Annotated in this window: 20 protein-coding genes; 11 read left to right on the top strand and 9 right to left on the bottom strand. The window is 51.0% G+C overall.

What is annotated here, in order from left to right; translation table 11 throughout:
* Positions 1-19: 19 nt before the first annotated feature.
* On the top strand, positions 20-322 hold the full coding sequence (locus OOT00_RS02660; RefSeq protein WP_265423741.1) for a hypothetical protein: 303 nt from the start codon (positions 20-22) through the stop codon (positions 320-322).
* Positions 323-397: 75 nt separating this feature from the next.
* Here OOT00_RS02660 and OOT00_RS02665 read toward each other — a convergent pair whose 3' ends face one another.
* A complete protein-coding gene (locus OOT00_RS02665) occupies positions 398-940 on the bottom strand; it encodes a DUF3334 family protein (RefSeq protein WP_265423742.1) in 543 nt (180 codons plus the stop codon).
* A 545-nt stretch (positions 941-1,485) separates the two neighbouring features.
* The gene (gene fusA / locus OOT00_RS02670; protein WP_265423743.1) at positions 1,486-3,576 is read right to left on the bottom strand and encodes an elongation factor G; all 2,091 of its coding nucleotides are present in this window, start codon (positions 3,574-3,576) and stop codon (positions 1,486-1,488) included.
* A 459-nt stretch (positions 3,577-4,035) separates the two neighbouring features.
* Here fusA and OOT00_RS02675 point away from each other — a divergent pair, with 459 nt between their 5' ends.
* From OOT00_RS02675 to pyk, 7 genes are all read left to right on the top strand, one after another.
* A complete protein-coding gene (locus tag OOT00_RS02675; RefSeq protein WP_265423744.1) occupies positions 4,036-4,758 on the top strand; it encodes an AzlC family ABC transporter permease in 723 nt (240 codons plus the stop codon).
* Complete coding sequence (locus OOT00_RS02680; RefSeq protein ID WP_265423745.1) at positions 4,755-5,081, top strand: AzlD domain-containing protein; 327 nt, start codon at positions 4,755-4,757, stop codon at positions 5,079-5,081. The genes OOT00_RS02675 and OOT00_RS02680 overlap by 4 nt, the downstream gene beginning before the upstream one ends.
* A gap of 14 nt (positions 5,082-5,095) precedes the next feature.
* Positions 5,096-5,764 carry a 16S rRNA (guanine(527)-N(7))-methyltransferase RsmG gene (gene rsmG, locus OOT00_RS02685; protein WP_265423746.1) on the top strand — a complete coding sequence of 223 codons (669 nt, stop codon included), beginning with the start codon at positions 5,096-5,098 and terminating at the stop codon, positions 5,762-5,764.
* Positions 5,765-5,996: 232 nt separating this feature from the next.
* Complete coding sequence (ileS, locus tag OOT00_RS02690; protein WP_265423747.1) at positions 5,997-8,780, top strand: isoleucine--tRNA ligase; 2,784 nt, start codon at positions 5,997-5,999, stop codon at positions 8,778-8,780.
* A 163-nt stretch (positions 8,781-8,943) separates the two neighbouring features.
* Positions 8,944-9,435 (top strand): signal peptidase II, encoded by a 492-nt coding sequence (gene lspA, locus OOT00_RS02695; RefSeq protein ID WP_265423748.1) that lies wholly within the window; start codon positions 8,944-8,946, stop codon positions 9,433-9,435.
* 98 nt (positions 9,436-9,533) lie between these two features.
* A complete protein-coding gene (holA, locus tag OOT00_RS02700) occupies positions 9,534-10,937 on the top strand; it encodes a DNA polymerase III subunit delta (protein ID WP_265423749.1) in 1,404 nt (467 codons plus the stop codon).
* Positions 10,938-11,048: 111 nt separating this feature from the next.
* A complete protein-coding gene (gene pyk / locus OOT00_RS02705) occupies positions 11,049-12,452 on the top strand; it encodes a pyruvate kinase (RefSeq protein ID WP_265423750.1) in 1,404 nt (467 codons plus the stop codon).
* A 178-nt stretch (positions 12,453-12,630) separates the two neighbouring features.
* Here the strand turns inward: pyk and OOT00_RS02710 are convergent, their stop codons facing one another.
* Positions 12,631-13,032, bottom strand: coding sequence for a hypothetical protein (locus OOT00_RS02710; RefSeq protein ID WP_265423751.1), 402 nt, complete (start codon positions 13,030-13,032; stop codon positions 12,631-12,633).
* A 210-nt stretch (positions 13,033-13,242) separates the two neighbouring features.
* Here OOT00_RS02710 and eno point away from each other — a divergent pair, with 210 nt between their 5' ends.
* The 3 genes from eno to pyrG are packed head-to-tail and all read left to right on the top strand — an operon-like array spanning position 13,243 to position 17,087.
* Positions 13,243-14,520, top strand: coding sequence for a phosphopyruvate hydratase (eno, locus tag OOT00_RS02715; protein WP_265423752.1), 1,278 nt, complete (start codon positions 13,243-13,245; stop codon positions 14,518-14,520).
* 42 nt (positions 14,521-14,562) lie between these two features.
* Entirely contained in the window at positions 14,563-15,390 is an 828-nt protein-coding gene (locus OOT00_RS02720; RefSeq protein WP_265423753.1) for a hypothetical protein, read from the top strand.
* Between the two features lie 50 nt (positions 15,391-15,440).
* Complete coding sequence (pyrG, locus tag OOT00_RS02725; RefSeq protein WP_265423754.1) at positions 15,441-17,087, top strand: CTP synthase; 1,647 nt, start codon at positions 15,441-15,443, stop codon at positions 17,085-17,087.
* Between the two features lie 82 nt (positions 17,088-17,169).
* Here the strand turns inward: pyrG and OOT00_RS02730 are convergent, their stop codons facing one another.
* From OOT00_RS02730 to OOT00_RS02755, 6 genes are all read right to left on the bottom strand, one after another.
* Positions 17,170-17,373 carry a cold-shock protein gene (locus OOT00_RS02730; protein WP_144685304.1) on the bottom strand — a complete coding sequence of 68 codons (204 nt, stop codon included), beginning with the start codon at positions 17,371-17,373 and terminating at the stop codon, positions 17,170-17,172.
* Positions 17,374-17,581: 208 nt separating this feature from the next.
* Complete coding sequence (locus OOT00_RS02735; RefSeq protein ID WP_265423755.1) at positions 17,582-18,151, bottom strand: hypothetical protein; 570 nt, start codon at positions 18,149-18,151, stop codon at positions 17,582-17,584.
* Positions 18,152-18,323: 172 nt separating this feature from the next.
* The gene (locus OOT00_RS02740; protein ID WP_265423756.1) at positions 18,324-18,509 is read right to left on the bottom strand and encodes a hypothetical protein; all 186 of its coding nucleotides are present in this window, start codon (positions 18,507-18,509) and stop codon (positions 18,324-18,326) included.
* Between the two features lie 436 nt (positions 18,510-18,945).
* Positions 18,946-21,654: an ATP-binding protein gene (locus tag OOT00_RS02745; protein ID WP_265423757.1), complete on the bottom strand. Its 2,709-nt coding sequence runs from the start codon at positions 21,652-21,654 to the stop codon at positions 18,946-18,948.
* Positions 21,635-22,774 (bottom strand): FIST signal transduction protein, encoded by a 1,140-nt coding sequence (locus OOT00_RS02750; protein ID WP_265423758.1) that lies wholly within the window; start codon positions 22,772-22,774, stop codon positions 21,635-21,637. The genes OOT00_RS02745 and OOT00_RS02750 overlap by 20 nt, the downstream gene beginning before the upstream one ends.
* Positions 22,771-25,665, bottom strand: coding sequence for an ATP-binding protein (locus tag OOT00_RS02755; RefSeq protein WP_265423759.1), 2,895 nt, complete (start codon positions 25,663-25,665; stop codon positions 22,771-22,773). The genes OOT00_RS02750 and OOT00_RS02755 overlap by 4 nt, the downstream gene beginning before the upstream one ends.
* Positions 25,666-25,692 lie beyond the last annotated feature (27 nt).

Raw genomic sequence — 25,692 nt, forward strand, 5'->3', positions numbered from 1 at the left:
AAAACAGGGGGCGTCGGCCATGGGTCGGTACCCCTTTGTTTTTTACAGGCAGGCGCTGAAAAGCTGGTGGATAAGATCCGTTCCAGGCGAAAGTCACCTGGCAGCAAGGACTTTGCTGGCTGTGAAGCCGAAAGCCCCGCACGTGCGCAGGGAGAGCGTTGGGTCCACTAGTTTCGGGTATCAGGCCGGCCGGTGCAAGCGGCTCTCATCGGAGCTGGCGGAGGAGGGAAGGGCTGCCGAAAAGCCCATAATAGGGGCTTTCCCCACCCGGTTCCATGGAGCGGGTCTGAGAGAAGATACGTTTCGGGGTGGTGCGGATTGATCCGGGAGGAATCGGTATGCCGGAAAAGGATGAGAAAGCCGAGCCGGGGGGGCAGGGGCTCCCCCGGTTCAATGGCTACTGAGCCTGAATGAATTCGGTTTTTTCAAGGGCCAGCTCAATTTGGAACTGCTTGCCGTTCACATGGAAGACCATGCGCCGGTTATCCCTGTAGTCGCAGTCCAGAATAAGGGTGATGGCAGAGTTTAAGGCCAGTGCCTTGGGCTGACCGCAGAAGCTTGAAAGTTGAAACTTATCTTCTATGGTACGCATGAGAAGCCCCATGATCTGGTTGGTCATCTCCCCTATGCTGTCTGCCACTTCATTGGATGTATAATCCTTGGCGAGTTCATCCTGAGGGATGCCCATGCGGGTCATGTAGTGACCGTACAGGTCCATGGCAGCCCCTGCGGAAAAATTCATTACCACAAGCCCGTTATAATCCCCTGTGAACTGGACAAAGCAGCCGATTTCCGGTTTCATGGTGACTTTGGGGATGGCCTGAAAGGTATTGGAATATTTGATGGGCAGCTTGGTGCTGGATTCCAGCAGATGGCGGGTGGCCTTGCAGAGAACAAGGGCTATCTGGTCAATGGTGGACATCTGTTTGGCTGTATCCATAAAGGGGAGGTTCCTTTCCTCTGGGGGGTGCGGGCGTGAGAAGCCTTGTCGGGCCAGCAACTCTGTTGGAATCATAGCCTAAGAAGGCAGATAAATCCAAGGGAAAACCGTAAAAAAATCTTTTGGGAATGCCTCGAACCCTTATGGCTATGCGGCCTATAATGAAGGCATTAGGGTACGGATTTTCAGGTCATGTTTCACCGGCAGGGTTTGGATAAACGCTCTTTTTTCTGTGGGGTCGAACTCCCTCCGGCCTGCATCCGTTACTACGGCTTAGGTTCGTAGCAGGTCGTTTACTAGGTTGTTTTAAAAGGTGAAAATGCTTTTCTGTCACCGTGTAAGGGGTGTCGGCTTAGTATGGAAACAATGACTGTCGGATTTGATGAGTTGCCAAACAGGCACTTGATTTCAGTGTCTGTCCGTCAATGCTGTATATCGGCCGACAGCCCGGAGTCCGGTCTCTTGATGATAAAAAAAAGCCCGGGAAAATCCCGGGCTTGTCAAGGAGGCGGTGTAAGATATCTCCCTCAGGAGAGCATCGTGGTTTACTTGCCTCTTTTTTTCTTCATTTCTTCCACTTCTTTACGGATGTCTTCCATTACGGAGGATGGCACCTGCCGATAAGCGGCAAATTCCATGGTAAACTGAGCCTTACCCTGGGTGCCGGATCGGAGTATGGTGGAATATCCGAACATCTCAGCCAGAGGAACCTGTGCTTCAATGATGGACATGGGGCCTTCTTCTGAGGAGCCCACAATCATGCCCCTGCGCTGGTTGATGGTGCCCATTACATTGCCCTGGAACTCTGTGGGTGTTTCCACAACTACCTTCATGATAGGCTCAAGAACCGTAGGCTTGGCTTTGGCGTAGCCCTCAAGGAAGGCACCTCTGGCTGCGGCCTGGAAGGCCATTTCGGAGGAGTCCACGGCGTGGGAAGCACCATCGTTGATTACAACGCGCACACCGTTAACGGGAAACTCCAGCGAGGGACCTTTATTCATGCAGGCCCTGAACCCTTTTTCACAGGCTGGGATGAAGTTTGTGGGAATGGAGCCGCCCGTAACGTTATTAACAAATTCGAAGTCACCCTCTTCCAGCGGTTCCATGTAACCGGCAACTCGGCCATACTGACCGGCACCGCCAGTCTGCTTTCTGTGAGTGTAGTTGAATTCGGCTTTCTGGAGAATGGTTTCGCGGTAGGCAACACGGGGTTTGCCCGTTTCTACTTCTGCCTTGTATTCGCGTTTCATACGCTCCACGTATACTTCCAGATGCAGTTCACCCATGCCTTCAATAATGGTCTCACCGGTTTCTTCATCCACAAAGGTGTTGAATGTGGGGTCTTCTTTGGTAAACCGGTTCAGAGCCTTGGACATGTTGATCTGGGCCTTGTTATCCTTGGGGATGATGGACAGGGAGATAACGGGCTTGGGAACAAACATGGACGTCATGGAAACATTGAGGGAAGGATCGGAAAAGGTGTCGCCGGAGGCGCAGTCCACACCAAAGATGGCCCCGATCATACCCGATGGAATTTTATCAATTTCTTCCATCTGGTCTGCATGCATGCGGACCAGGCGACCGACTTTAATCTTTTTGCCCGTTCGCACATTCACAACGGAAGAGCCTTTTTCCAGCATCCCCTGATAAACGCGAAGGTAGGTCAGCTGGCCGTATGCACCGTCTTCCAGTTTGAAGGCCAGGGCTACTACCGGTTTTTCAATGGTGGAGTCAAGTACAATGGGCTCTTCTGCATTGTTCAGGTCCAGGGCTTCGTTGCGGACATCAGGAGGAGCGGGCAGAAAGGTTGTCACGGCATCCAGAAGGAGCTGTACACCTTTGTTTTTGTAGGCGGAGCCCATGAAAACGGGGGTCATTTGGCGTATGAGCGTTCCCTGCCGGATGGCCTCCACCAGCATTTCATTGGAAACCTCCGTTTCTTCAAGGATGGCTTCGGTCAGCTCATCGGAGAAGAGCGAGGCTGCGTCAATCAGCTCCTCACGCTTTTTCTGTGCCAGATCCATGAGTGCGGCGGGAATTTCTTCCTCACGGATGTCTTCCCCGCTTTCTCCATCAAAATAAAAGGCCTTCATGGAGATGAGATCAACAACACCCTCATGACTGGTTTCAAGGCCTATGGGAATCTGCATGGCCCAGGCGTTGTGGCCGAGTTTTTCCCTGAGTTGGGAAATAACACGGTCGGGGCTGGCTCCGGTACGGTCGCATTTGTTGACAAAGGCTATGCAGGGAACATTGTAGCGTTTCATCTGCTGGTCCACGGTGATGGACTGGGACTGAACGCCGCCCACGGAGCAGAGAACAAGGATGGCACCATCCAGAACCCGGAGAGACCGTTCCACCTCTATAGTGAAATCCACATGGCCGGGCGTATCAATAAGGTTGATGTCGTGGCCCTTCCACTCGCAGAAGGTGGCGGCGGAGGCAATGGTGATTCCTCGCTCCCGTTCCAGCTCCATGGAGTCCATGGTGGCTCCAACGCCATCTTTTCCCTTTACGTCATGGATGGCATGAATTCTTTTGGTAAAAAACAGAATGCGTTCGGAAAGGGTGGTTTTCCCGGAGTCAATGTGGGCACTGATGCCGATGTTCCGGACTTTCTGGATATCGTATTTCATGTTACCGAATCCTTGAGAAACAAAAAATAGGTTGTTTGACCAACGGACAGGTCTGCCTGTCTACCGCGGTCGAAATTTGTGGCCAGGATACAGTTATTTTGTTTGAATTCCATTCATGACAATCCGGAATGAAACAAAACAACCTATTTGGACGTGGCGGCGAAAGAACCGCCCGTACCGGATTTTTTCATGCCGGCGTTGAGGGGGGGTTCGGAACCATAAAAAAATCATCATTCCCCTGCAGCAATGCTTTATGGAGAAAGATGACCTTGAAACAAAATCGGTGTATTTTAATGATAATATCTTTAAGTGTCAAATATTTTTTTAAAGGGACTTTGTCGGATCAAGATCTTTCGCTTGACCTTGGGCTTTTTTCTATCTATCCCGTTCAGTATGGGGCCGGGTTTTTTTGTTGTCTGTGGTCCGGCAGGAAGGCAATGATGCCATCGAGGGGATGTTGTGCAGAGAACAGGCCGAATAAGCGATAACTGTTATGCGGGAGCCAGGGCCATCTGGCCCATATGTGTGGGATATTTTCCCCTGGGGCTTGCCTTTGGCGTACTGGCGGAGAAGGCGGGGCTTTCCGGGGTGCATATTTTTTTTATGTCCTCCCTTGTGTTTGCGGGTTCCGGTCAGTTTATTGCCGTATCCATGATTGATGCGGGAGCTTCGGCGATTGCTGTAATCATGACAACATTTATGGTGAATCTGCGCCATCTGCTTATGTCCTCTTCCCTTGCGGTGTGGTACAGGGGGGTTTCCAGGGGCCGTTTAAGCTGGCTGGCATGTTTCATTGTGGATGAGACCTTTGCGGTGAACACCAGTAGGCTGAAGTCCGGAGCATGGCCGGTGGGAGCTGCCATTACCGCCAGTTTTCTGGCCTATGCAGCCTGGGTGGGCAGTACGGTGCTGGGGGGTGTTTTCGGGCGCTTTATCGCCCCGTCGGCTTTTGGCATAGATTATGCTATGATAGCCATGTTCATTTGTCTTCTGGTTTTTCAGCTGAATGGGCTCCTGTATGTTGTGGCAGGACTTGTGGCCGCGCTGGCAGGGACCCTGGCGGCTTTATGGATTCCAGGGAATGTTTTTATTGTGGTGGGGGCTGTGGCAGGAGCGAGTGTTGGCCTTGTTCTGAAGAGGATGGCCCTGTTGTCGGGTAGCCGTGCACGGAGGAAGTCATGAGCCCTGATTATATGTTCCTTGTGCTGGGCATGGGCTTGGTGAGTTTTCTTCCCCGCTGGATTCCTCTTTTTTTCCTGAGTCGAAGAAAGCTGCCGGTCTGGATGGAGGAGTGGCTGGATCTGATTCCCGTTTCCATTCTTGCGGCTCTGCTGGTACCCTATCTCATTACTTCCGGAGAACCAAGGGTTGTCAGTTTTGCAAAACCGGAACTGTTTGTGGCATTTCCCACCCTTTTTGTTGCCTGGCGTACCCGGTCCCTTGGCCTGACACTGGTTGCCGGAATGGGTATGTTCTGGCTTGTGGGGAAAACGGGCTGGTTGTAATCTCGAGGAGGAAGATGGCCATGCAGGTGGGCGATGATGCCTGGTGTGATGTCGTGAAGACCGGAGCGGTGAAGATGCTGGGGGCAGCTCTGGATGAAAGGGTTGTGAAAGGGCTTGCCTTTCATGCGAACAGCCTGATGCTATGGAACGGAAAGGTGAACCTTACGTCCATAACGGATCCTTTACAGGTGGCGGAAAAGCATGTGCTGGATGCACTGGCTGTCACTCCCTTTCTTCCGAAAGCAGGCCGGGTCCTGGATGTGGGAACCGGTGGAGGATTTCCCGGTATTGCCATGGCCCTGATGAGGCCGGATCTGGATGTGGTGATGGTTGACAGTGTTCATAAAAAGACTGTTTTTGTGCGAGAGGTGATCCGGGGCCTCCGGCTTGAAAGAGCCCAAGCTCTGCATGCCCGGGTGGAAAGCTTGCAGAAAAATGACGGTTGTCAAGGTTTTTCCTGTATTGTTTCAAGGGCCTTTACGGCCCTTGGTCGTTTTGTGGAGATGGGTTTGCCCTTGCTTCATCCTTCAGGCACCATTCTTGCCATGAAGGGACCTGAGGGAACTACAGAGAGCCTACCTTCCTGTGAAGGGCTGGAAAAAGATGTTTTTTGTTACGACCTGCCCTTTGGCGGAGGAGAGCGGGTGATTGTAAGGCTTCGGCGATCTCCTTATCCTGTGTAAGCCAAGCCCTTCCTTGACAGCAGGAAGGAAGATGACATAGATAATTCAGCCTGCAGGGCCGTGTAGAAAAAACCACCTGTTTTGTCCGGTGTTTATGGTGGTTTGGCCGTCCGTTTTTTGCGGTTCTCTCTCAGGTTTTTTCTTATAAAATGGCTTTTTTCGGGCTGAAGGCATTGTTGTTGTTTCTCCCAGATAGCCCGTTTACCCTTTGTACACTGGAGAAGGTTTTCCCATGGACTATAAAACGACTCTGAATCTTCCGGTAACGGATTTTCCCATGAAAGCAGGCCTGACACAGCGGGAGCCAGTACAGCTCGCTGAATGGGAAAAACAGAACCTGTATGGTAAAATCCGTAAAGGCAGTGCCGGCCGACCGAAGTTTATCCTTCATGATGGCCCCCCCTATGCCAACGGTAACATCCATATCGGCACCGCCCTGAACAAAATCTTAAAAGATATTATTGTGCGGTCCCGACAGATGGCAGGTTTTGATGCCCCCTATGTTCCGGGATGGGATTGTCACGGACTTCCCATTGAGCATAACGTGGATAAGAAGCTTGGTAAAAAAAAGGAAAACATGGGAACGGTGGAAATCCGTCAGCAGTGCCGTACCTATGCCGAAGGTTTTCTGGATGTGCAGAGGGAAGAGTTCAAACGGCTTGGCGTAATGGCGGAGTGGGATAACCCCTATCAGACCATGGCCTTTGCCTATGAGGCGGCCATTGCAAAAGCCTGTGGTCTTTTTGCTTTGAATGGCAGCCTTTACAGGGGGAAAAAGCCCATTCACTGGTGCTGCAGCTGCCAGACCGCATTGGCGGAAGCAGAAATTGAGCACAAGGATGAGCGTTCACCATCTATTTATGTGGCTTTTCCGATGGAAGGGGATTTCAGTCTGGGGAAACCGGTGGACGTATTGATCTGGACCACAACGCCATGGACCATTCCCGCCAATCTTGCCGTATGTCTGCACCCCGAATTCACCTATGCGGCCGTGGATATGGGAGAGCGAATCCGTATCATGGCCAAAGATCTGGCAGAAGATCTGATGATGGCCTTTGGTTCTGACAGCAGCACCCTTCTGAAGGAATGGGTGGGCCGGGACCTGGAGAACCTGCAGTACCGCCACCCTTTCTATGACAGGCTTTCTCCCCTGATTATGGGTGAGCATGTTACCCTGGATGCGGGAACGGGCTGTGTTCATACGGCACCCGGCCATGGGGCGGACGACTATATCGTTGGTGGACGTTACGGTCTGGAGCCCTACTCTCCGGTGGAAGATAATGGCTGCTATACCAGCGAGGTGGGGGAAGATCTTCAGGGCCAGTTTGTTTTCAAGGCCAATGAAACGGTTATGGAAAAGCTGGCCTCCTCAGGGCATCTTGTCCATCGGGTTGATATGAGCCACAGTTATCCCCATTGCTGGCGTTGCAAAAAACCAGTGATTTTCCGGGCCACGCCTCAGTGGTTTATTTCCATGGAGAACAATGAGCTTCGTCAAAAGGCACTGGAGGAAATTGACAGAGTGCAGTGGATCCCCAAGTGGGGCAGGGAAAGAATTCACGGGATGATTGCCAACCGGCCGGATTGGTGCGTGTCCCGCCAGAGGTCCTGGGGGGTTCCCATCCCCATGTTCTACTGTGAGGACTGTGGCAGTCTTTTCATGAATCGGGAAACCGTGGACAGGGTTTATGAACGTTTTCTGGAGAAGGGGGCGGATGCCTGGTTTGATGAGGACGCCTCCTGTTTTATTGCCAGTGATGCAAAATGCACGGAGTGCGGATGCTCCCGCTTTGTTAAGGAAAGTGACATTCTGGATGTATGGTTTGACTCCGGGGTCAGCCATATGGCTATCCTGGAAGAACGAAAGGATGCGCTTTCCTGGCCTGCGGATCTTTACCTCGAAGGCAGTGACCAGCACCGCGGCTGGTTCCATAGCTCCCTTCTGACCTCCGTTGGACTGAAAGGAAAGGCTCCCTATCGTTCCGTGCTGACCCATGGTTTTGTGGTGGATGGCGAAGGACGGAAGATGTCCAAGTCCGTGGGCAATGTCATTGCACCGGAAAAGGTGATCAAACAGCATGGAGCGGAAATTCTGAGGCTCTGGGTGGCATCGTCCGATTATAAAGACGATGTGCGTATTTCCGATGCCATATTGCGGCAGTTGTCCGAAGCCTACAGAAGAATCCGCAATACCTGTCGTTTTCTGATCAGCAACCTCTATGACTTTCAGCCCGCAACGGATTCCCTGGCCTACGATGCTCTGACAGAGCTGGACCGCTATGCCCTTCACCGGCTGGACCAGCTTACCGCAAGGGTGGAGAAAGCCTATGAAAGCTATGGATTTCATACCATCTACCATGGGCTTCATAATTTCTGTACCCTGGATCTTTCCGCTTTTTATCTGGATATCCTGAAAGATCGTCTTTATACGGAGCCAACAGCAGGGCCAATCCGCCGTAGTGCCCAGACAGCCATGTTTCGTATTGTGGACAGCCTTGTGCGGATGATGGCTCCTATCCTTCCATTTACATCAGAAGAAATCTGGGTCCATATGCCTTCTTGGCCCGCGAAGGAGGAGAGTGTGCATCTGGCTGCCATGCCCAAAACCCGGAACGTGGCAGATGCGGATCTGGTGAGGCGCTGGGAAGGACTCTCCCGTATCCGCAGCGAAGTCCTGCGGGTTCTTGAGGTGGCGAGAAGGGAAAAAATAATCGGGCATCCTCTGGATGCGGAGGTGATTCTTTCGGCGGAAGGGGAGCCTCGGGCCCTGCTGGAGGGTTTTAACCGGGATCTTTTGCAGAATGTATTCATAGTCAGTGAGGTTACCATAAAAGAAACAAGAGAAGGGCTTACACAGGCTGTGGATATGGAAGGTCTTTTCGTGGGTGTTGGAAAAGCAGCAGGAGAAAAATGTGTGCGCTGCTGGGTTCGGAACAGCAGTGTGGGCAGTTTTGACGATCATCCGGAAATCTGTTCGAGATGCAGAACCTCTCTGGAGGCCATGGGTATGCTGTAAGGGTGCCTGAAGTCCGGTATGGAGGAGTGGGGCAGTTGTTGTTATGGCAGAAGACAGGGTTTGTCCGGGGCTGCCCCGGATGAGCCCGGTGTCGAGCCGGGAGATGGCTGTATGCGTCTCTCATCCGTTCAGCGTAAGCCAAATCACCTAGAACAGGAAGTCCATGATTCGACAAAATTTTTTCTTTCTTCTCTCGGTAGCAGGCCTTGTGGTTTTTTTGGATCAGCTGACAAAGTACTGGGTGCATACATTCATGGCTTATGGCAGCACCATTCCGCTGATTCCAGGTTTTTTTGACCTGACCCATGTGCATAATCCCGGAGGTGCCTTTGGTTTTCTTGCCAGTCAGAGCGAATGGATCAGAAAAGCGGTCTTTCTTTTCGCATCCGGTCTTGCCACTCTGATGATTCTTTTCTTTTATTATAAAACGCCTCCTGCCTTTGGCTGGCTGAGGACAGGGCTGGCGTTGATTTTTGGTGGTGCTGTCGGCAATATGGCTGACCGCATTCGTTTTGGGTATGTCATTGATTTTTTGGACGTGTACTGGAAAGGCTGGCATTGGCCGGCTTTTAATGTGGCTGATTCTGCCATCTGTGTGGGTATGGCTATCTTTGTCTGGCATGTGATATTCCGGAAACTCCCCGAAGGATTTTAGAAATAAGCGGCTTTGTAATCCTTTCCTTCTGTCTGGCTGGCAGCCCTCTTTTGATCTTCCCCCCGGCCTTGTGAAGCCGTTACCGAAAGGTGTTCTCCATGGTGGAAATTCGTTATACGGAAATTTCTGCAGCTCTGCAGTGCCAGCAGAAAGAGGGGTTTTTTCCCGTTTATCTGGTTCATGGGGAGTCCTTTGTCAGTGATGCCGTTGTGGATCGTATCGCCGGGGTGCTGGGTACGCCCGATTCCCTTGAAGTTCTTGACGGTTCCCGTGTTCGTTTGCGGGATGCTCTTGAGGAGGTGAATACCTTTTCCCTGTTGAGCAGGGGAAAGGTTGTGGTTCTGCAGGGTGCCAGGCTTTTTGATACGGGGAGTGAGGCGGAGTCCCTGGCGGAAAAGGCAAAAAAAGCGGTAGAAAAAGGAAATACAAAACAGGCCATTCCCCCCTTTCTCCGCTATCTAGCCCTTAAAGGGATGGATCTGGAAGCCCTTGCCGGTGGAGGCCGGAAGAAAAAGAAGGGGGCTGGAGAAGAGGAGTGGATGCGTGTACTGGCCGAAATCTGTCTTGAAAAGGGAGTGAAAGTACCTTCATCCGCAGATGAGGGAGAGCTTCTTGTTAAAGCCCTTGAAAAGGGTTTTCCCGATGGACACTATCTGGTGATCTCTGTGGATCAGGTGGATCGCCGTCGGGCTATTTATAAAAAACTGGCCGCAGCAGTTTGTGTGGTGGATGGCAGCGTTCCTTCGGGTAACCGGCGTCAGGACAGGGAGGCCCGTGACGAAATGATGCGTCAGTGCCTGGTTTCCGTATTGGGGAAGGCCGGTAAAACCATTGAACCCCGCGGCGTTGGCAGGCTTCTTGAGCTCACGGGGTTCGATCTGCGCATGCTTTCGGCCAATCTTGAAAAATTGGTGGATTTTGCCGGAGACCGGCCTTCTATCACCCTGAAAGATGTGGAAGATGTATTGCAGCGGACCCGCCAGGATCCTATTTTTGTGTTCACAGGGGCGGTAGCAGACAGAAATGTTCCTGAGGCACTTTTATCCATGATCGACTTGGTGAAAGACGGCATGCACCCTCTGCAAATTCTTTCTGCACTTGTGAATCAGTTTCGTAAACTTCTGATAGCCATGGATTTTTTGACCTCATCTTCTGGAAAAGACTGGTCCCGGCGTATGGCCTATGATGCCTTTGTTTCGAGGGTGCTTCCATCTCTGCTGGATCATGAAGAAGCCCTGCGCGGTTTGCGGGCTGAATGGATCGGGACGGAAGAAAAGGGCCGGAAGGCAACGGATCTTTCCATCGCAGGGAACGGAAAAAATCCTTATCCTGTTTACCAGATCCTTCTGCGGGCTGAGCGCTTTGAAAAGGAAGAGCTTATTGCAGCCATGGGAATGCTGGCGGAAGCGGATCTGCGCATGAAATCCGGCCTGGATGGGACGGGGGTGCTGGAGTCTGTGGTGATTCGTATTGCCCTGGGCAAGGAAAAGGCTGTGTCCTGACCGAATTCCCGGTGGAAGGGTGTCGGGGTTTTGCAGTGCGTTTCCGTTGGTATGGATGTCTGTTCTGGCAGGGTTGCCCCTGGGCTGCCGACTGCGAAAAGGTGGAGTGCTATGCAAAAAACAAAAATAATCTGCACACTGGGGCCAGCGTGTACCGATCGGAAAATTCTGGAAAAAATGATTCTTGCAGGCATGCGTGTGGCTCGCTTGAATTTTTCCCATGGCAGACACGAAGACCACGGTGGCATGGTGCGTCTTATCCGTAACGTTTCGGAAAAACTTGGAGTTCCAGTGGCTGTTCTGCAGGATCTCTGTGGCCCGAAAATACGGGTGGGCAATTTGCCGGAGTCGGGAGTGCGCCTTGTGGCGGGGGCCGAGGTCATCATTTCCATCTTTCCGGAAACGGAGACCCCAGGTGTCATTCCCGTGACTTACGGCGGGCTGGTAAGGGATGTTTCCGTGGGAGATACTCTGCTTCTGGCCGATGGTATGATGGAACTTCTGGTGCTGCAAAAAGGGGATGACCAGATTCGTTGCCGGGTGGTTACGGGCGGACTTCTGACTTCGGGCAAGGGGATCAATTTTCCGTCAGGCAGTCTGAATATTCCGGCTCTTACGGAGAAGGACAAGGTGGATCTGGCCTTTGGTCTTGACTGCGGTGTGGACTTTATTGCCCTGTCCTTCGTCCGCAGCGCTGCGGACATTGCTGAAGTGAAGCGTATTGTGGCGGCCCATGGCAAGGATACTCCGGTTATTGCCAAGATTGAAAAGCATGAGGCACTGGGCAATATAACTGAAATTCTGGCGGAAGCAGATGCTATTATGGTAGCCAGGGGTGATCTTGGTGTGGAAATCCCTCTGGAAAATGTGCCGGATATTCAGAAAGATCTGGTCCGCCGGGCCAATGAGGCAGGCAAGCCTGTTATCATTGCAACTCAGATGCTGAAATCCATGGTGGAAAGTCCGCGTCCCACCAGGGCGGAAGCCAATGATGTGGCCAATGCCGTTCTGGACGGTGCGGATGCCATTATGCTTTCGGAAGAGACGGCCATGGGTACCTTTCCTGTGGAGGCTGTGCAGTATATGGCAAAGATAGCGGGTCGGGCGGAAGGGATTTTTCCCCATGATCGTTACAGGGCAAAACCGGCAAATAGCGATGTGCCGGAGTCTGTGGCGAGGGCTTCCGTTTCTCTGGCTGATGAGCTGGGTGCAGCGGCCGTGGTGGCACCGACCCGCAGTGGCTTTACCGCCATGCAGATTGCCCGTTTCCGGCCGCGTTGTCCCATTCTGGCCCTGAGCCCGGATATCCGCGTGGTTCACAGGCTTTGCCTTCACTGGGGTTGTATACCCAGATTATTCCATGAGGTAACAGACACGGACATTATGATTGAAAAGGCGGGAGATGCAGCAGTGGAGGCTGGACTGGCGGTAAAAGGGGAGTGCGTGGTCCTGACCGCAGGGCATCCCATCTGGCAGCGGGGTACGACAAACATGGTGAAGGTCCGCGTTCTGTAAGGTTTTTCCCGTGGTCTGCACCGGCTGGTCTCTGCTGATGGAGCCGGTGCCTGGTCGACAGGGGGCTTGTCCGCACAAATCCGCAGGCACCGGATATGGTCTTCGGGTACCGGCCGGTCTGTCAAGCCGGGAGTGAACACAGCTGCTGACCTGCCGGTGCATGGAAGCGGTTCTGGGTTTATTCGTCCCGGCTGATCTTGCGGTTCAGCTGCTCGAAGAGGGCTTTCTGTTTTTCCTCCTGTTTTTTTCGGAAGCTTTCAATCTCCATATTACGATTCTGTCTTCGGGACTGAAAGGCTTCAATGGCAGCATTCATCTGGGGTTCCTGTTCCTGTCTGGGCAGGGTTTCGATGGGCTGCATGTCCCGAATGAAAAGACGAAGGCATCCGGCCTGGTTTACTGTTTCCAGTATGCCAGAGCTTTCCAGTTTTTTGATAAAAAAAAGGGCTTCTTCACCTGATATTTCAAGAAGTTCACAAATTTCGACAAGGCCCGGTGGGCTTCCTTTTTTTTGGTGTGAGGCAATGCGGATGGCTGCAGCAAGAAGATGGGCTCTTTCGTATGGGCTTTTTGAATGCATGGTTTTTTCTTTCTCGATCAGGGTTTTGAAACGGGGTTTGTCTGCCAAGAGCCACCTTGACACAAAACTGCAGGAAGAGTATCAGTTCAGAGTATTTTGTCAATGAACGCGCCCTTGGGGTTTTTTTAAAATATTTTTATTTCAAATAGTTATGATATTCTGCTTGGCGGTTTTCAAGAAAATAACCATGGATGAGGGAGATCCTTTAAAATGACAGAAATCATTGATGTACGGGCCAGGGAAGTGCTCGATTCCCGCGGTAACCCGACAGTGGAAGTGGATGTAGTGCTGGCAGATGGTTCTGCAGGTCGGGCTGCGGTACCTTCGGGTGCCTCAACAGGTGTGCGGGAGGCTCTTGAATTGAGGGATGGCGACAGCTCCCGTTATCTGGGGAAGGGAGTTCTTACGGCCGTTCGGAATGTCATGGAAGAGCTGGCACCAGAAATTCTGGGCTATGATGCGACGGATCAGGCGGGTCTGGACCGGGCCATGCTGGAATGTGATGGAACGGAGAATAAATCCCGCATGGGTGCCAATGCCATTCTGGCTCTTTCAATGGCTGTTGCAAGAGCCGGTGCCGATTCCCACGGACAGTCTCTTTTTCGCTATCTGGGGGGCATAACAGCTACCACCTTGCCCACCCCCATGATGAATATTATCAACGGTGGTGCCCATGCGGCAAACAGTCTGGATATTCAGGAATTCATGGTGATTCCCGTGGGCGCTTCTTCCCTTGCCGAAGCGGTTCGCATGGGTGCGGAGATTTTTCATCACCTGAAAAGCCTTTTGAAACAACAGGGTCTGAATACGGCTGTGGGGGATGAGGGTGGTTTTGCACCGGACCTTGAAAGCAATGAACAGGCAATTTCTCTGATCATGGAGGCCATAGAAGCTGCGGGATATAAGCCTGGCAGGGATGTGTCTCTGGCCCTTGATGTGGCGGCCAGTGAATTCTACAGGGATGGGGCCTATCACCTTGAGGGCGAGGGAAGGGTTCTTTCTTCAGCAGACATGATTGAGTATTATGAGGGCCTTCTGGACCGTTATCCCATTGTTTCCATAGAAGATGGCCTTGCCGAGGGAGACTGGGACAACTGGGCGGTCATGACAAAACGGCTGGGACACCGGGTTCAGCTGGTGGGCGATGATGTGTTTGTTACCAATCCCTCTATTCTGAAAAAAGGTATTGAAGACGGAATCGCCAATGCCATTCTTATCAAGTTGAACCAGATCGGTACGGTGAGCGAAACCCTTGAAGCCATCGCCATGGCCAAAAAGGCAGGTTATGCCACGGTGATTTCCCACCGATCCGGTGAGACAGAAGATACCTTTATTGCCGATCTGGCCGTAGGGGTCAATGCCGGGCAGATTAAAACCGGATCCCTTTCCCGAAGTGACCGGGTAGCTAAATATAATCAGCTGATCCGCATTGAAGAGGAACTGGCAGATGCCGCCGTGTACGCGGGTTCTCTTTTTTCGGGGAAATAATGCCAGACGGCTTGTCAAAAAAAATCAGGAAGGGGACAGCTTGTGAGCTTGGTATACAGGGGAGTTCTCATATGGGTTACCATGGCCTTGATGCCCCTTTCGGTCTCTGCCTTCGTTCCTGATGGACCACACCTTGTGGATCTGATGGTACGGGCTATGGGTGTTCCAGAAAAAGTTCGCCTGGATATTGTTCTGGAGATTCCGGGCGATAAAGAGGCAGAGACCTTGGGCATGGTGAAGGAAAAATTGTTGTTCCGTATACCGGACGCCTTTCGGAGTGAAACGGAGGACGGAAGACGGGTGCGTGTTGGGACAGCCCAAGGTGATTTTGTTCTGGTGCTGGATGAAATCATTGTCAGGGAGGTTTCGGGTCCGGAAGATGATTTTTATCTCCTTCTCCTTGTCAGGGACAGGTCCGCCCTTCTGGTCCTTCTGGAAAACATGGGGGTAGACGTGCACAGAACCGGGTTGACCCGGTATGGCGGACGGATCTGTTACCGCCTGGGCTCTCCGTCTGGGTCACAGATCCTGATCGATAAGGAGAGTCTTTATCCTCTTGCCATGAAGCGTATGCATACAAGAGCTTCTGGTGAAATGGGTGAGATTACATTCCGTTATCTGGAATGGCAGCGCCGGTCAGGGGCCGCCTGGCCTTTGCGTATGGAAATACTGGAAGGAGAGGAGAGACTTCTGCAGGGTATGCAGGTAAAAAGTGTGCAGAAAGATACGCTTTCTGATGCGCTTTTTTCTACAGAGATCCTCAAAAAGAAGTATCCTTCCAAGGATATGCCGTCTGTCAACAGATCGGAAGAGGATCTCCTCCTTGAAATAGAAGAGCATCTGGAGCGGTTGCGAAGACGTTATGAGTAGTTTCTGGCTGCCTTGCAGCCTGTTTTTTAACCTTGGAGTCTGAAAATATTATGGCCAATCATACCACAAAATATATATTTGTTACCGGGGGGGTTGTTTCTTCTTTGGGAAAGGGACTGGCATCGGCATCCATAGGGGCGCTTCTGGAAAGCAGGGGACTGCGGGTGACCATGCAGAAGCTGGATCCTTATATCAATGTGGACCCTGGTACCATGAGTCCATTTCAGCATGGGGAGGTTTTTGTAACGGATGATGGTGCGGAAACGGATCTGGATCTGGGCCACTATGAACGCTTTATTTCCCTGCGAATGGGCCAGTTCAATAACTTTACGACGGGTAAGATTTATAATGCGGTGATCCAGAAGGAGCGCCGGGGCGAGTATCTGGGCGGTACAGTACAGGTGATTCCCCACATCACCGATGAAATCAAAGAGAGCATACGCCGTATCGGACGGGATGCGGATGTGGCTATTATTGAGATCGGTGGTACCATAGGTGATATTGAAAGTCTGCCATTTTTGGAAGCCATCCGTCAGATGCGGGCCGATGAAGGAAAAAATAACGTCCTTTATATCCACTTGACACTGGTGCCCTATATAGCCACCGCAGGAGAGCTGAAAACCAAGCCTACTCAGCACAGCGTAAAGGATCTGCGAGCCATCGGCATCCAGCCTGACATTCTTTTGTGCCGGACGGACAGGCTTTTGAGTGAGGAGTTAAGAAAGAAGATAGGGCTTTACTGTAATGTGAGTGGTGATTGTGTCATTACAGCCAAAGATGTTGACTGTATTTACGAGGTGCCCATTGTTTATCACCAGCAGCGGCTGGATGATAAAATCTGTGATTTGCTCGGAATTTGGGCCAGGGCACCCAGACTTGAAACATGGGAGCGTATTGTTCATGGTTTCCGTCATCCGGAAAATGATGTGCGCATTAAAATTGTTGGTAAATATGTGGATCTGGCAGATTCATACAAAAGCCTGAACGAGTCCCTGACCCATGCAGGAATTGCCAACAATGCCCGGATTCTTTTTGATTATGTGGATTCCGAAACACTGACTGCGGAAAATGTGGCTGATCTTCTGGGTAACGGGGACGGTATTCTTGTGCCGGGAGGGTTTGGCAAGAGGGGAGTGGAAGGTAAAATTCTGGCTGCCCGTTATGCCAGGGAGCAGAAAATTCCTTATTTTGGCATTTGCTTGGGTATGCAGGTTGCTGTAATTGAATATGCAAGAAATATGGCAGGAATTGCCAAGGCCCATAGTACGGAATTTGTTCCGAATACTCCTGATCCTGTGATCCATCTTATCAAGGAATGGTATAATCCCCGTACCGGTGAAACCGAAACCAGGGATATTGCTTCGGAAAAGGGTGGAACCATGCGGCTCGGGGCATATCCCTGCATGGTTCAGGATGATACGAGGGCTTTCCGGGCCTATGGGGCAGCGGAAATTTCTGAGCGTCATCGTCATCGTTTTGAATTCAATAATGCCTATCTGGGGCAGCTCGCCGATGCAGGCATGGTGTTTTCAGGGAAATCACCGGATGGTGGTCTTGTTGAAATTGTGGAGGTCAATGATCATCCCTGGTTTGTGGGTTGTCAGTTCCATCCTGAATTCAAATCCAGACCCATGGATGCCCATCCTCTTTTCAGGGATTTTATCGCGGCTTCCCTTGCTAACAAACGTTCTGCCTGATGGTGGGTTGGTAGAAACAAAAAAAGCGATCGTCCCTGATAAAGCAGTAGGGACGATCGCTAGAAATTTTTAGAATGTTGGATTAACCCAGGGGAACTACCTTGTCAGCGGCCGGACCTTTTTGACCGTTAACAATATCAAACTGAACCCGCTGACCTTCTTGAAGCGTTTTGAAACCGCTGGTCTGGATAGCAGAAAAATGTACGAATACGTCCTGACCGGAATCCGTAGCGATGAATCCAAAACCTTTTGTCTCATTAAACCATTTTACAGTGCCTTCTGCCAATTTTTTCTCCTTAACGTCTGTATGTATCTAAAGTGGTGCTCAGAATTGGCAGTTTGTGGATTCGCACACAACCCTTGGATCGTTTGCTGCCCCTTCGTTTTCCGCCAACAGCTATTGCACCTGTTGAATAGTAAAACTCTAAAGAAATGTGTATGGGCTGTCAATGATTATTGTTATTTTTCTTTAAAAAAAATGACGGAGGCTTCTTTTACGGTGTTTTTTCTGTCTGTGCGGTGCGCAGGTTTTCAATGGGAATCCCCATATGCTGCTGATCGGAAAGGGGGATATCCATGGCTTTGTAAAGGCCCTGCTTGATTTGATCCATGGCGTTCGGCAGATCAATCGTGGTGGAATGATCCGAAAAACGAAAATCAAAGGAAAGACAGAGCATAAAGGCCTGGTCCTGTTTTTCGGGAAGAATCTGAAACTCGGCGTCTCCCTGTAGCATATCCGGTGCTTCATTAAGAAAACGGGCTGTGCTGAGCAGGCAGGAAAGGTCCGGTGGCAGGTCAGGGTCTTGGGTTATGAGCTTACGAAGGCGGACGAGTATCTGCTGAAGAAGGTCAGCCTGAAAAATTTTTTCCATGGACTGTTGGCTGATGCCGCATTCTTTGTGCAGCAGGCTGCCAATGCGGATATATTGCTGCTGCTTCCGCAGTTCCTTCTGTCTGGACAGGGCCTGATGAACCTGTCCCGGGCTTGCGAGTCCTTTTTCGATGAGCAATTCACCAAAGCGGGTTGTCAGCGGGATACGTGTCATGCCTATGTGCAGAGCCATGATTGCCCCTTTTTATGGTGCGATGCGCCGGACGCTCTCTCTCCTGAACCTGCGTTCTGATTCCCCGTGTGTAAGGGGAACAGAAGGCTTGCCGTGTGGGCTGAGCAGATAATCAATATGAACGGATCAGCCTGATGTTACAGAAAGAAGCCGTCCATTTTGATTGTCTGTGTCAGGCGGAAACGGGAATGCGTTCTTCAGGATTGCCCTTGCGTCTTCGTATGACGTGGATGCCTGAGGATGCAGGCTGGGTTGCCGCATTGTCGACGGCTTTGTGGGTTGATGTGTTTTTTTTTGAATTTTCTTTGATCATTCTTGAAAGTTGAGCTTCAATTCGTGCTTTTTTTGCTTTGTCCATGATGTCTTGTTCTTGTCCGGTATCTTGATAAATAATGGAAAACGTGTCCCAAAGTATTGTTTTGGCTGCTTTGCTACGATGTCATCCGTAGAATATACACTGCGGAAATATCGCAGAAACGGATGTCACACCGCAATGTCTGTCCGGTGTGGACAAAAAACAGAAATGACAATGGTTACGTATTCCGACGAGGGGTGGTATGTCCGGAATCGGACACACATAAAACAGAAGATAAGGAAAAAACTGATAACAGTTTAGAATATTTCCTGAAGAAGAAAATTTCTTTTGACCGCAGTCTTTTCCCGAGTGACAACAGGAAGCTATACTGTATTTTTTAAAAAGACAATATGAAAATGAATCTTTTCAAGAGTTTTTTTTGTGTACGCCGTTTTGTATCCCTTGGATTTGTTTGATGCCGGGTGTTGGGGCCTTGGATTTAAAGCCCGTCCTTCAGACTGTCGTGTAGTGGCTGGATGAGGGCCGTGGCACCGTCAAAATCGTAAACCCAGAGCCTTTTTTTGGCAAAAACAAGGGTTTCTTTAACGGCCGGTGGAAGATGTTTTGCCAGAAGAGTATCCATATGTTTTTCAGCCTTTTCATCATAGCGACGGAGAAGTTCCCGGAGTTCCTGCAGAAGATCAGCGAGTTCCGTTATGTCAGGTGGTTCTGTTTCCGTTCTGGCCGGCAGGCACTCATGGGGAGATGGACAGAACAGTTCCATGAGCCGGCCATAGAGCTGGTCTGGCAGGATGGGTTTGATGATGTGGCCCTGCATACCGCTGTCCAGCGATTTTTTTCTGTCTTCTGAAAAGGCACTTGCCGTCATGGCCAGTATGGGGAGATGCTGGAATCCGGGAGACTCCCGGATTTGACGCGTAGCTTCATAACCATCCATTATGGGCATCTGTATGTCCATGAGTACACAGTCATAATGGTCCGGTGGGTTGGCTCTGATCTGTTTCAGAGCCTCGTTACCATTAAAGGCCATTTCCGTTTTTATCCCTACCTGTTTCAGGAGCTCACCTGCTACCATGCGGTTGATTTCGTTGTCTTCCACAAGAAGAATTCGTCTTCCCTGAAGGGGGGAAAGGGATCTGCCATCGGCAAGGGCTGTTCTTTGTTTTTTTATTTTTCGTTTCTTTTTTTCTCCCATGTTTCCCAGCAGATTTTTGATAAACAGGCTGGGAGTTGCCGGTCGGGTTATGATTCCACTAAAGCAGCCTGCTTTTTTTATTGTGTCCGGCAGCAGATATCCGGCAGGAGCCGTCAGAAAAACGGAGGGCTTCGGTTGGAGCTGATTTCCTTCCAGAATATCCTGCATCTGACTGGTTTCGGATGTCTGGGAGAGGCTGCTATCCAGAAAAACCAGCTGAAAGGGATTGGGTAGTGCGCGCAGTCGGCGAGCGGCTTCGTTTACTGACGAAACGCATTCATTTTTGATGGAAAAAAATGTGAGGTATTTTTGTATGATTTCAATTGCTTCTGTGTTGGTGTCCACAATCAGCGCTTGAAATGTACGCCATTTTTCAGGCAGGGAAGACCGGTCCAGTACGGTATCCGGTGCTGGTTGCAGGACGCATGTGAAACCGAAGGTACTTCCTCTCCCGGGGTTGCTTTCCGCCCATATCTGACCACCCATCAGTTCCACAAGTTCCCTGCATATGCTCAGACCAAGGCCCGTGCCACCGAATTTTCGTGTGGTTTTGCTGTCTGCCTGACGGAAAGGGCGGAAAAGATTGTGCTGTTCTTTTGCATTCATACCGATGCCGGTGTCCCGGACGGTGAATTCAAGGATCAGAGAGTTCTGGTCCCGGGAGAGGATCTGGACGGACAGTATGATCTGGCCGGTTTCTGTAAACTTTACGGCATTGTTCAACAGGTTGATCAGTATCTGGCCCAGCCGCAGAGGATCACCCTCAAGCTGAGAGGGGATGGCAGGATCCCTGAAACAGAGCAGGTGCAAACCTTTGACCTTAGCGTTCTCATTTATCATATTCCAGGATTGGGCCAAAACCTCATCCAGTATAAAAGGTATGGTTTCCAGCTGAGTTTTTCCAGCCTCGATTTTAGAAAAATCCAGAATACTGTTAAGGATTTGGAGAAGAGAGTGGCTGGCATCGCCAATTTTGATAAGATAATCCTGCTGCTTTTCCGACAGGTCGGTTTGGAGACAGAGGTCTGTCAAGCCTATGATGGCGTTCATGGGAGTCCGTATCTCATGGCTCATATTGGCAAGGAATGTGCTTTTGGCGATATTGGCCATTTCTGCTTTGCTTGCAAGTCTGTTGGCGCGGTCAATGGATTTTTCAAGCAGCGTGTTGGTTTCAAGGAGATGGCGCTCGTTTTTTTTTCTTTCGGAAATGTCCGCATAGATGGCATAGCCACCGCGGATGATGCCGTTAATCAGAACCGGCCCTCCTTTTAGCAGCACCTCAATGCCGTTGCCGTTTTTGGCATAGCGTATGACTTCCATTTCGATGGTCTCTCCGGAAAGAATTCTGGGAGATCCGTATTCTTTTTCCCTGTTTAGCGGGTCGATAACATGATTGATATTTTTCCCCAGAATTTCTTCAAGGGTATAGCCGAACATTTCTGTAAAACGATCATTGATATTAAAAACAAGATGATGGTTGTCAAAATAAATCATGGCATCATGGGTGGTTGTGAAAATGGATTCAAAGTGGGCTTTTTGAACAAGCAGCGCCTGTTCGCTGGTTTTCTGTTTTTCCAGTGCCGTACAGACTCTCGAAAGCATACGGGTGAGGGGCTTCATTTCGTTGAGAAAGAAGGGATTGAAAGGCTTGGGGCGGGCAAGAAGCAGAAAACCAAAGTCGTCCAGGGGAAAAGCATAATAATGGGAGGAACCATGAATCCCTGAAGCCCATGCCGTTTGTGGGGAATCTTTCATTTGTTCATGAAGTTTGTTCATGAGCGCAAGATAGTTGGGATGTTTTGCCATGGATTTGGGCAGTATATGGGCGGTTTGAAAGCCCTCTGGGCTTCTTTGAACCACGGCTGCCATGGTGCAGTTCAGTTTGCGCAGAAAGGTGGGCAGGCAGTTCTGAAGGAGTTTTTGTTGATCAAGCTCCCCGCTGATGGAAAAGGCAATTTCCAGCAGGGCGTCTTTATACATCGCAAGATTCATGGGACTCTCCAAGGAGGCCGGTGACAGCCGTTTTATTGTAGAATTCCAGGAAAGCGTCCCCCGTATTGGCAATTTCTCCAAGGGTCAGGGCTCCGAAGGTGAAGGAACCTTGTGTTACGGAGCGGATTTCCTCCTCAAAATGATGGCCGAGGAAAAGAACCCGGGAAATGCAGTCTATGAAAAAAAGTACGGGCTTCCTTTCTTTGCCTCTGTAATTGGCCTCTGCCATTTTTCTTGCATGAACCGCGCCTTCAATCAGAGATTGTCTGTCTCCGTGGAGAACATGGACATAGCTCCCCCGGGGAATTTGCCCCACACAGGTCAGCACATTGTGGGTAACGGATATGGGGTCCCGCACAATCATCTCCGCGTCCATCCGTGCAATTCCCAGAGGATAAGCCTTGGCCATGTCAAAAAAACTGTGGTGATCAAAGGACATGCCGGAGTGCTGTTCCACGATTTGGCGGTACAGGGTGAAAGCAGGCTGCCAGTTCAGTGAGAGAATGCGGTTGAGGGCGACTTCCGTTACTTTCATGGCTTCGGAAATGGCATGGTAACCGTGAGCTACGCCAATGCCGCTGGGAATATCCGTAAGGGCCAGAATGGCTGCGTCAGCAATCAAACCCTCTGGAGTAATTATGCACGGGTTGCGGATGAAACTCAGCGATCCGGCACCGCCTCCAATATAGGCCGGTGCCAGTCCAAGGGTATTGAAAAGACCATCGATGAGTTCTCCGATGCGGTGGGACATGGCATCCAGAAAAATAAAAAGGGTTTTTCCGCTGTATTCCCTATGCTGGAATTCCTGCGCGAGGATATCTTCAAAATGGTTGCCCGGTCGGCTTATTCCCCTGAGGATAAAGGGGGTGATCTTGTGAAAAAGACCAATGATGAGGGTACCCTTTTCCAGATTTTTCCCTTCGGCAATAATCTGGGGGAAAATACCTCCAAAAACAGGAACAGGAGAGGCCAGAAGCCAGGGGTTCACCGATTCGCCTGTCCAGCCGTTGGCATCACAGGCGAGGATGAGCAGGGCTTTAACCCTTGGGTCTCCTGTGATCTGTCCTGCCGTTTCACGGGCTGTTTCCGGTTGACCCTTTGTGCATAGCCTTACAATCATGGGGCTTCCTTTCCTTTCCTGTCGGTTGGTGCCAGCCAGGCGAGAAGTTTTTCATATTCATAGTCCTTAGCCAGAGATTCCAGTGCAAGGGCTGCCGGGCTGTTTCTGGATGCAGTTTGCCTGATCATTTCATAAAGGCGTACCGTATCTCCTTCCCGCACTGCCTGGCCGAAGTCCCTGCGCTCTTCGCAGGAGAGAAGAGAGGGACTGGAGGGCAGGGATGCCAGGGCGGATTGGGGGCTTTCTGCTGCCTGCAGGGTGGTTGGAGTAAAGATGTACTGTAGCTGAAGACTTGAAGCCAGAATATCAAAAAGTTCCCGAGGTTGGAATGGCTTTCGAAGGAAAGCGTCTACCCCTGCGGCCATAACGGCGCCGCGCTCGTCTTCAAAAACAGTGGCCGTAAGGGCGATAATAACCGGAGATTTTTGGGTGATGTCTGATTTAATCCGACGTGTGGCCTCATATCCATCCATGACGGGCATGCGTATATCCATAAGGATCGCGTGGGGATGCCATGAGTCGGTAATCCGGGTGGCTTCCGCACCATTTTCCGCATCTCGGATCTGGAAGCCCAGAGGTTTGAGGAGGGCGTGGAGCAGGGAACGGTTTTCCTTCACGTCATCGGCCACAAGAATGCGGATGGGATCTCTGCCCGGATCAGGTATCACAGCCTGCGGAAGGGGAGAGAGCTCTATGCTGCTGAGGCGGTCAACTACCCGGAGGGGGATTTCGAGACGAAAGGTAGCGCCATGCCCCCGCTGGCTTGAACAGGTGAGGCTTCCGTTCATCATTTCCGCAAAATTTCGGCTGATGGTCAGGCCAAGGCCTGTGCCGCCGGCCTTAAAGCCTTCCAGCGTCTGATGAAATGCTTCAAAAAGCAGAGAAGATTCATTTTCATCAAGGCCAGGTCCTGAATCAGCCACCTCGAAAATCATGTGTGCCGTGTTCGGTTCTTTTTCAGAAAAATGGTGATCAGACCGGATTCGTAAGGTAACGCCGCCTTCCTCGGTGAACTTGATGGCATTGCCCAGAAGGTTGATCAGAATTTGCCGTAACTTTGTTTCGTCCGCATGCAGATAAAGGGGCAGGGAATCACTTTTTTCCACAAGAAATTGCAGCCCCTTTTCTGTAGCGCGGGTACGGAAAATCATTTCTACATCCCGTATAAGATCCGACAGGGAGAAGTCCTGGGACACAAGATGGGTCTCGCCTGCTTCAATTCTGGACATATCCAGAATATCGTTAATCAGCTGAAGCAGGTGATGACCACTCCGGAGGATAATGGTGATGTGATCCTTTTGCTGGGGAGAAAGAAGCGTATCCCTTGCAAGAACATGGGCGAACCCCAGAATGGCATTCATCGGGGTACGGATTTCATGACTCATGTTGGCGAGAAAACGACTTTTGGCGATGTTGGCACGCCGGGCTTTTACCGCCATTTCTTCTGCAACGGCAAGAGCTTCTCCAAGAGAGATGTTGGTTTCCGTAAGGGCTAATTCCGTTTTTTTGCGCTGGGTGATGTCCGTGTGGGATCCGGCCAGTCTGTACGGTGTGCCGGACTGATCCCTCATGGCCGCTCCCCGTGCAAGAATCCAGCGGAAGGAACCGTCTTTGTGCAGCATGCGGAATTCATTCTCATATTGATGGATTTTGCAGCTAATGTACAGATTCACTTTTTCAAGCACCATCTGCCTGTCATCCGGGTGAATGCGGCTGGTAAAAGTCGAAAAATCATTGGAAAGTTCTCCGTCTTTGTAGCCGAGCTGTTCTTTCCATTTCGGCGATAGATAGAGTGTGTTTTTTCGGAGATCCCAGTCCCATATGCCATCGTTGGAACCTTTCGCTGCCAGTGCAAACTGTTCTCTGCTCTGTTCCAGAATCTCTGTGGAAGTGGTTGTCTGCTGCAGTGTTTCCAGCGTGCGGTTGAATGCCCTTGCCAGTTCCTGCAGTTCAAAAGGGCCATCCAGTTTTATGCGGCGGTTCAGATCCCTATGGTTGACGACACTGCCTATGGCTTGGCTGAGTTTGTTCACACTTCCGACGGCAAGGCGGGTTCCTGCTATGACGGAGCTGATGAGAGCCGCAATGCCGCAGGATGTGATGAGAAACATATAAAATGCCAGTTTTCGTACCGGCTCCAAAGCCGCATGGCGATCCTGCCCCAGAAGAAGGCGTACGCCGGAAAGGGTGTCAATGCTTCGGCTCATAAAAATCCAGTCGGATGTGTTTTCGGGTACATGAAGTCCGAAGCGCTGGCGGTAGCTGGTGTTGGCCATGATTATGTTCTGGTTGGCATCGATAAAGGCTATGTCCAGGTCCGTACGGTCCATGTTTTTCAACCGGGGAATGGTTTCCGCAGGCAGGGAAAAGACAAGGCCGCCTTCCGGAAAGCCGTTCACCAGAATGGGGATCATTACCTCTATGCCATGGGATGTCATATGGACGGTTTTTTTCTTGATTTTCAGTTCGTGCAGAAGGGTTTCCGGAAGATCAGGCCGGGTCTGGGGGCCGGTGGCAACGATTTCACGGCCCATGAAATCCACGAGGGCAATGCGTTCTGAAGGCATGCCCGTTATGCTGAGGGACTGGAAAAAAAGAGGAAGATAGAAATCCCGGTCCAGAGCGTGAATCAACCCGTTAATGATCAGGTCGTTACGGGCAAGGTGCTGAATCTGTTTGATCAGTGTGTCCATTCTGTCCGCTATCTGCCCCTGCTGGGTATCGGCGGCCGCCTGAAGACGGGCATGTACGGAAGAAAGAATCATGGAGTGGGCAACCCAGAGTCCGGCCAGGCCAGCCAGAAGCATAATGACGAGGGTTGGAGGAACCACCCTCCACAGGATATAGGATGCAAAACGGGGAGGGACTTTGGGTATTCTGGAAGCAGCCATGGAGATGCTCCTTTGGGGGTCTGTATG

The organism is Desulfobotulus pelophilus (assembly GCF_026155325.1).
Taxonomy (GTDB): Bacteria; Desulfobacterota; Desulfobacteria; order Desulfobacterales; family ASO4-4; genus Desulfobotulus; species Desulfobotulus pelophilus.

Coding starts and splice junctions, on each gene's coding strand:
- OOT00_RS02710 (WP_265423751.1), bottom strand. CDS start 13,032: ATGCATTCAAAAAGCCCATACGAAAGAGCCCATCTTCTTGCTGCAGCC.
- OOT00_RS02665 (WP_265423742.1), bottom strand. CDS start 940: ATGGATACAGCCAAACAGATGTCCACCATTGACCAGATAGCCCTTGTT.
- fusA (WP_265423743.1), bottom strand. CDS start 3,576: ATGAAATACGATATCCAGAAAGTCCGGAACATCGGCATCAGTGCCCAC.
- eno (WP_265423752.1), top strand. CDS start 13,243: ATGACAGAAATCATTGATGTACGGGCCAGGGAAGTGCTCGATTCCCGC.
- holA (WP_265423749.1), top strand. CDS start 9,534: ATGGTGGAAATTCGTTATACGGAAATTTCTGCAGCTCTGCAGTGCCAG.
- OOT00_RS02750 (WP_265423758.1), bottom strand. CDS start 22,774: ATGATTGTAAGGCTATGCACAAAGGGTCAACCGGAAACAGCCCGTGAA.
- pyrG (WP_265423754.1), top strand. CDS start 15,441: ATGGCCAATCATACCACAAAATATATATTTGTTACCGGGGGGGTTGTT.
- lspA (WP_265423748.1), top strand. CDS start 8,944: ATGATTCGACAAAATTTTTTCTTTCTTCTCTCGGTAGCAGGCCTTGTG.
- OOT00_RS02660 (WP_265423741.1), top strand. CDS start 20: ATGGGTCGGTACCCCTTTGTTTTTTACAGGCAGGCGCTGAAAAGCTGG.
- OOT00_RS02755 (WP_265423759.1), bottom strand. CDS start 25,665: ATGGCTGCTTCCAGAATACCCAAAGTCCCTCCCCGTTTTGCATCCTAT.
- ileS (WP_265423747.1), top strand. CDS start 5,997: ATGGACTATAAAACGACTCTGAATCTTCCGGTAACGGATTTTCCCATG.
- OOT00_RS02740 (WP_265423756.1), bottom strand. CDS start 18,509: ATGGACAAAGCAAAAAAAGCACGAATTGAAGCTCAACTTTCAAGAATG.
- OOT00_RS02735 (WP_265423755.1), bottom strand. CDS start 18,151: ATGGCTCTGCACATAGGCATGACACGTATCCCGCTGACAACCCGCTTT.
- rsmG (WP_265423746.1), top strand. CDS start 5,096: ATGGCCATGCAGGTGGGCGATGATGCCTGGTGTGATGTCGTGAAGACC.
- OOT00_RS02745 (WP_265423757.1), bottom strand. CDS start 21,654: ATGAATCTTGCGATGTATAAAGACGCCCTGCTGGAAATTGCCTTTTCC.
- OOT00_RS02680 (WP_265423745.1), top strand. CDS start 4,755: ATGAGCCCTGATTATATGTTCCTTGTGCTGGGCATGGGCTTGGTGAGT.
- pyk (WP_265423750.1), top strand. CDS start 11,049: ATGCAAAAAACAAAAATAATCTGCACACTGGGGCCAGCGTGTACCGAT.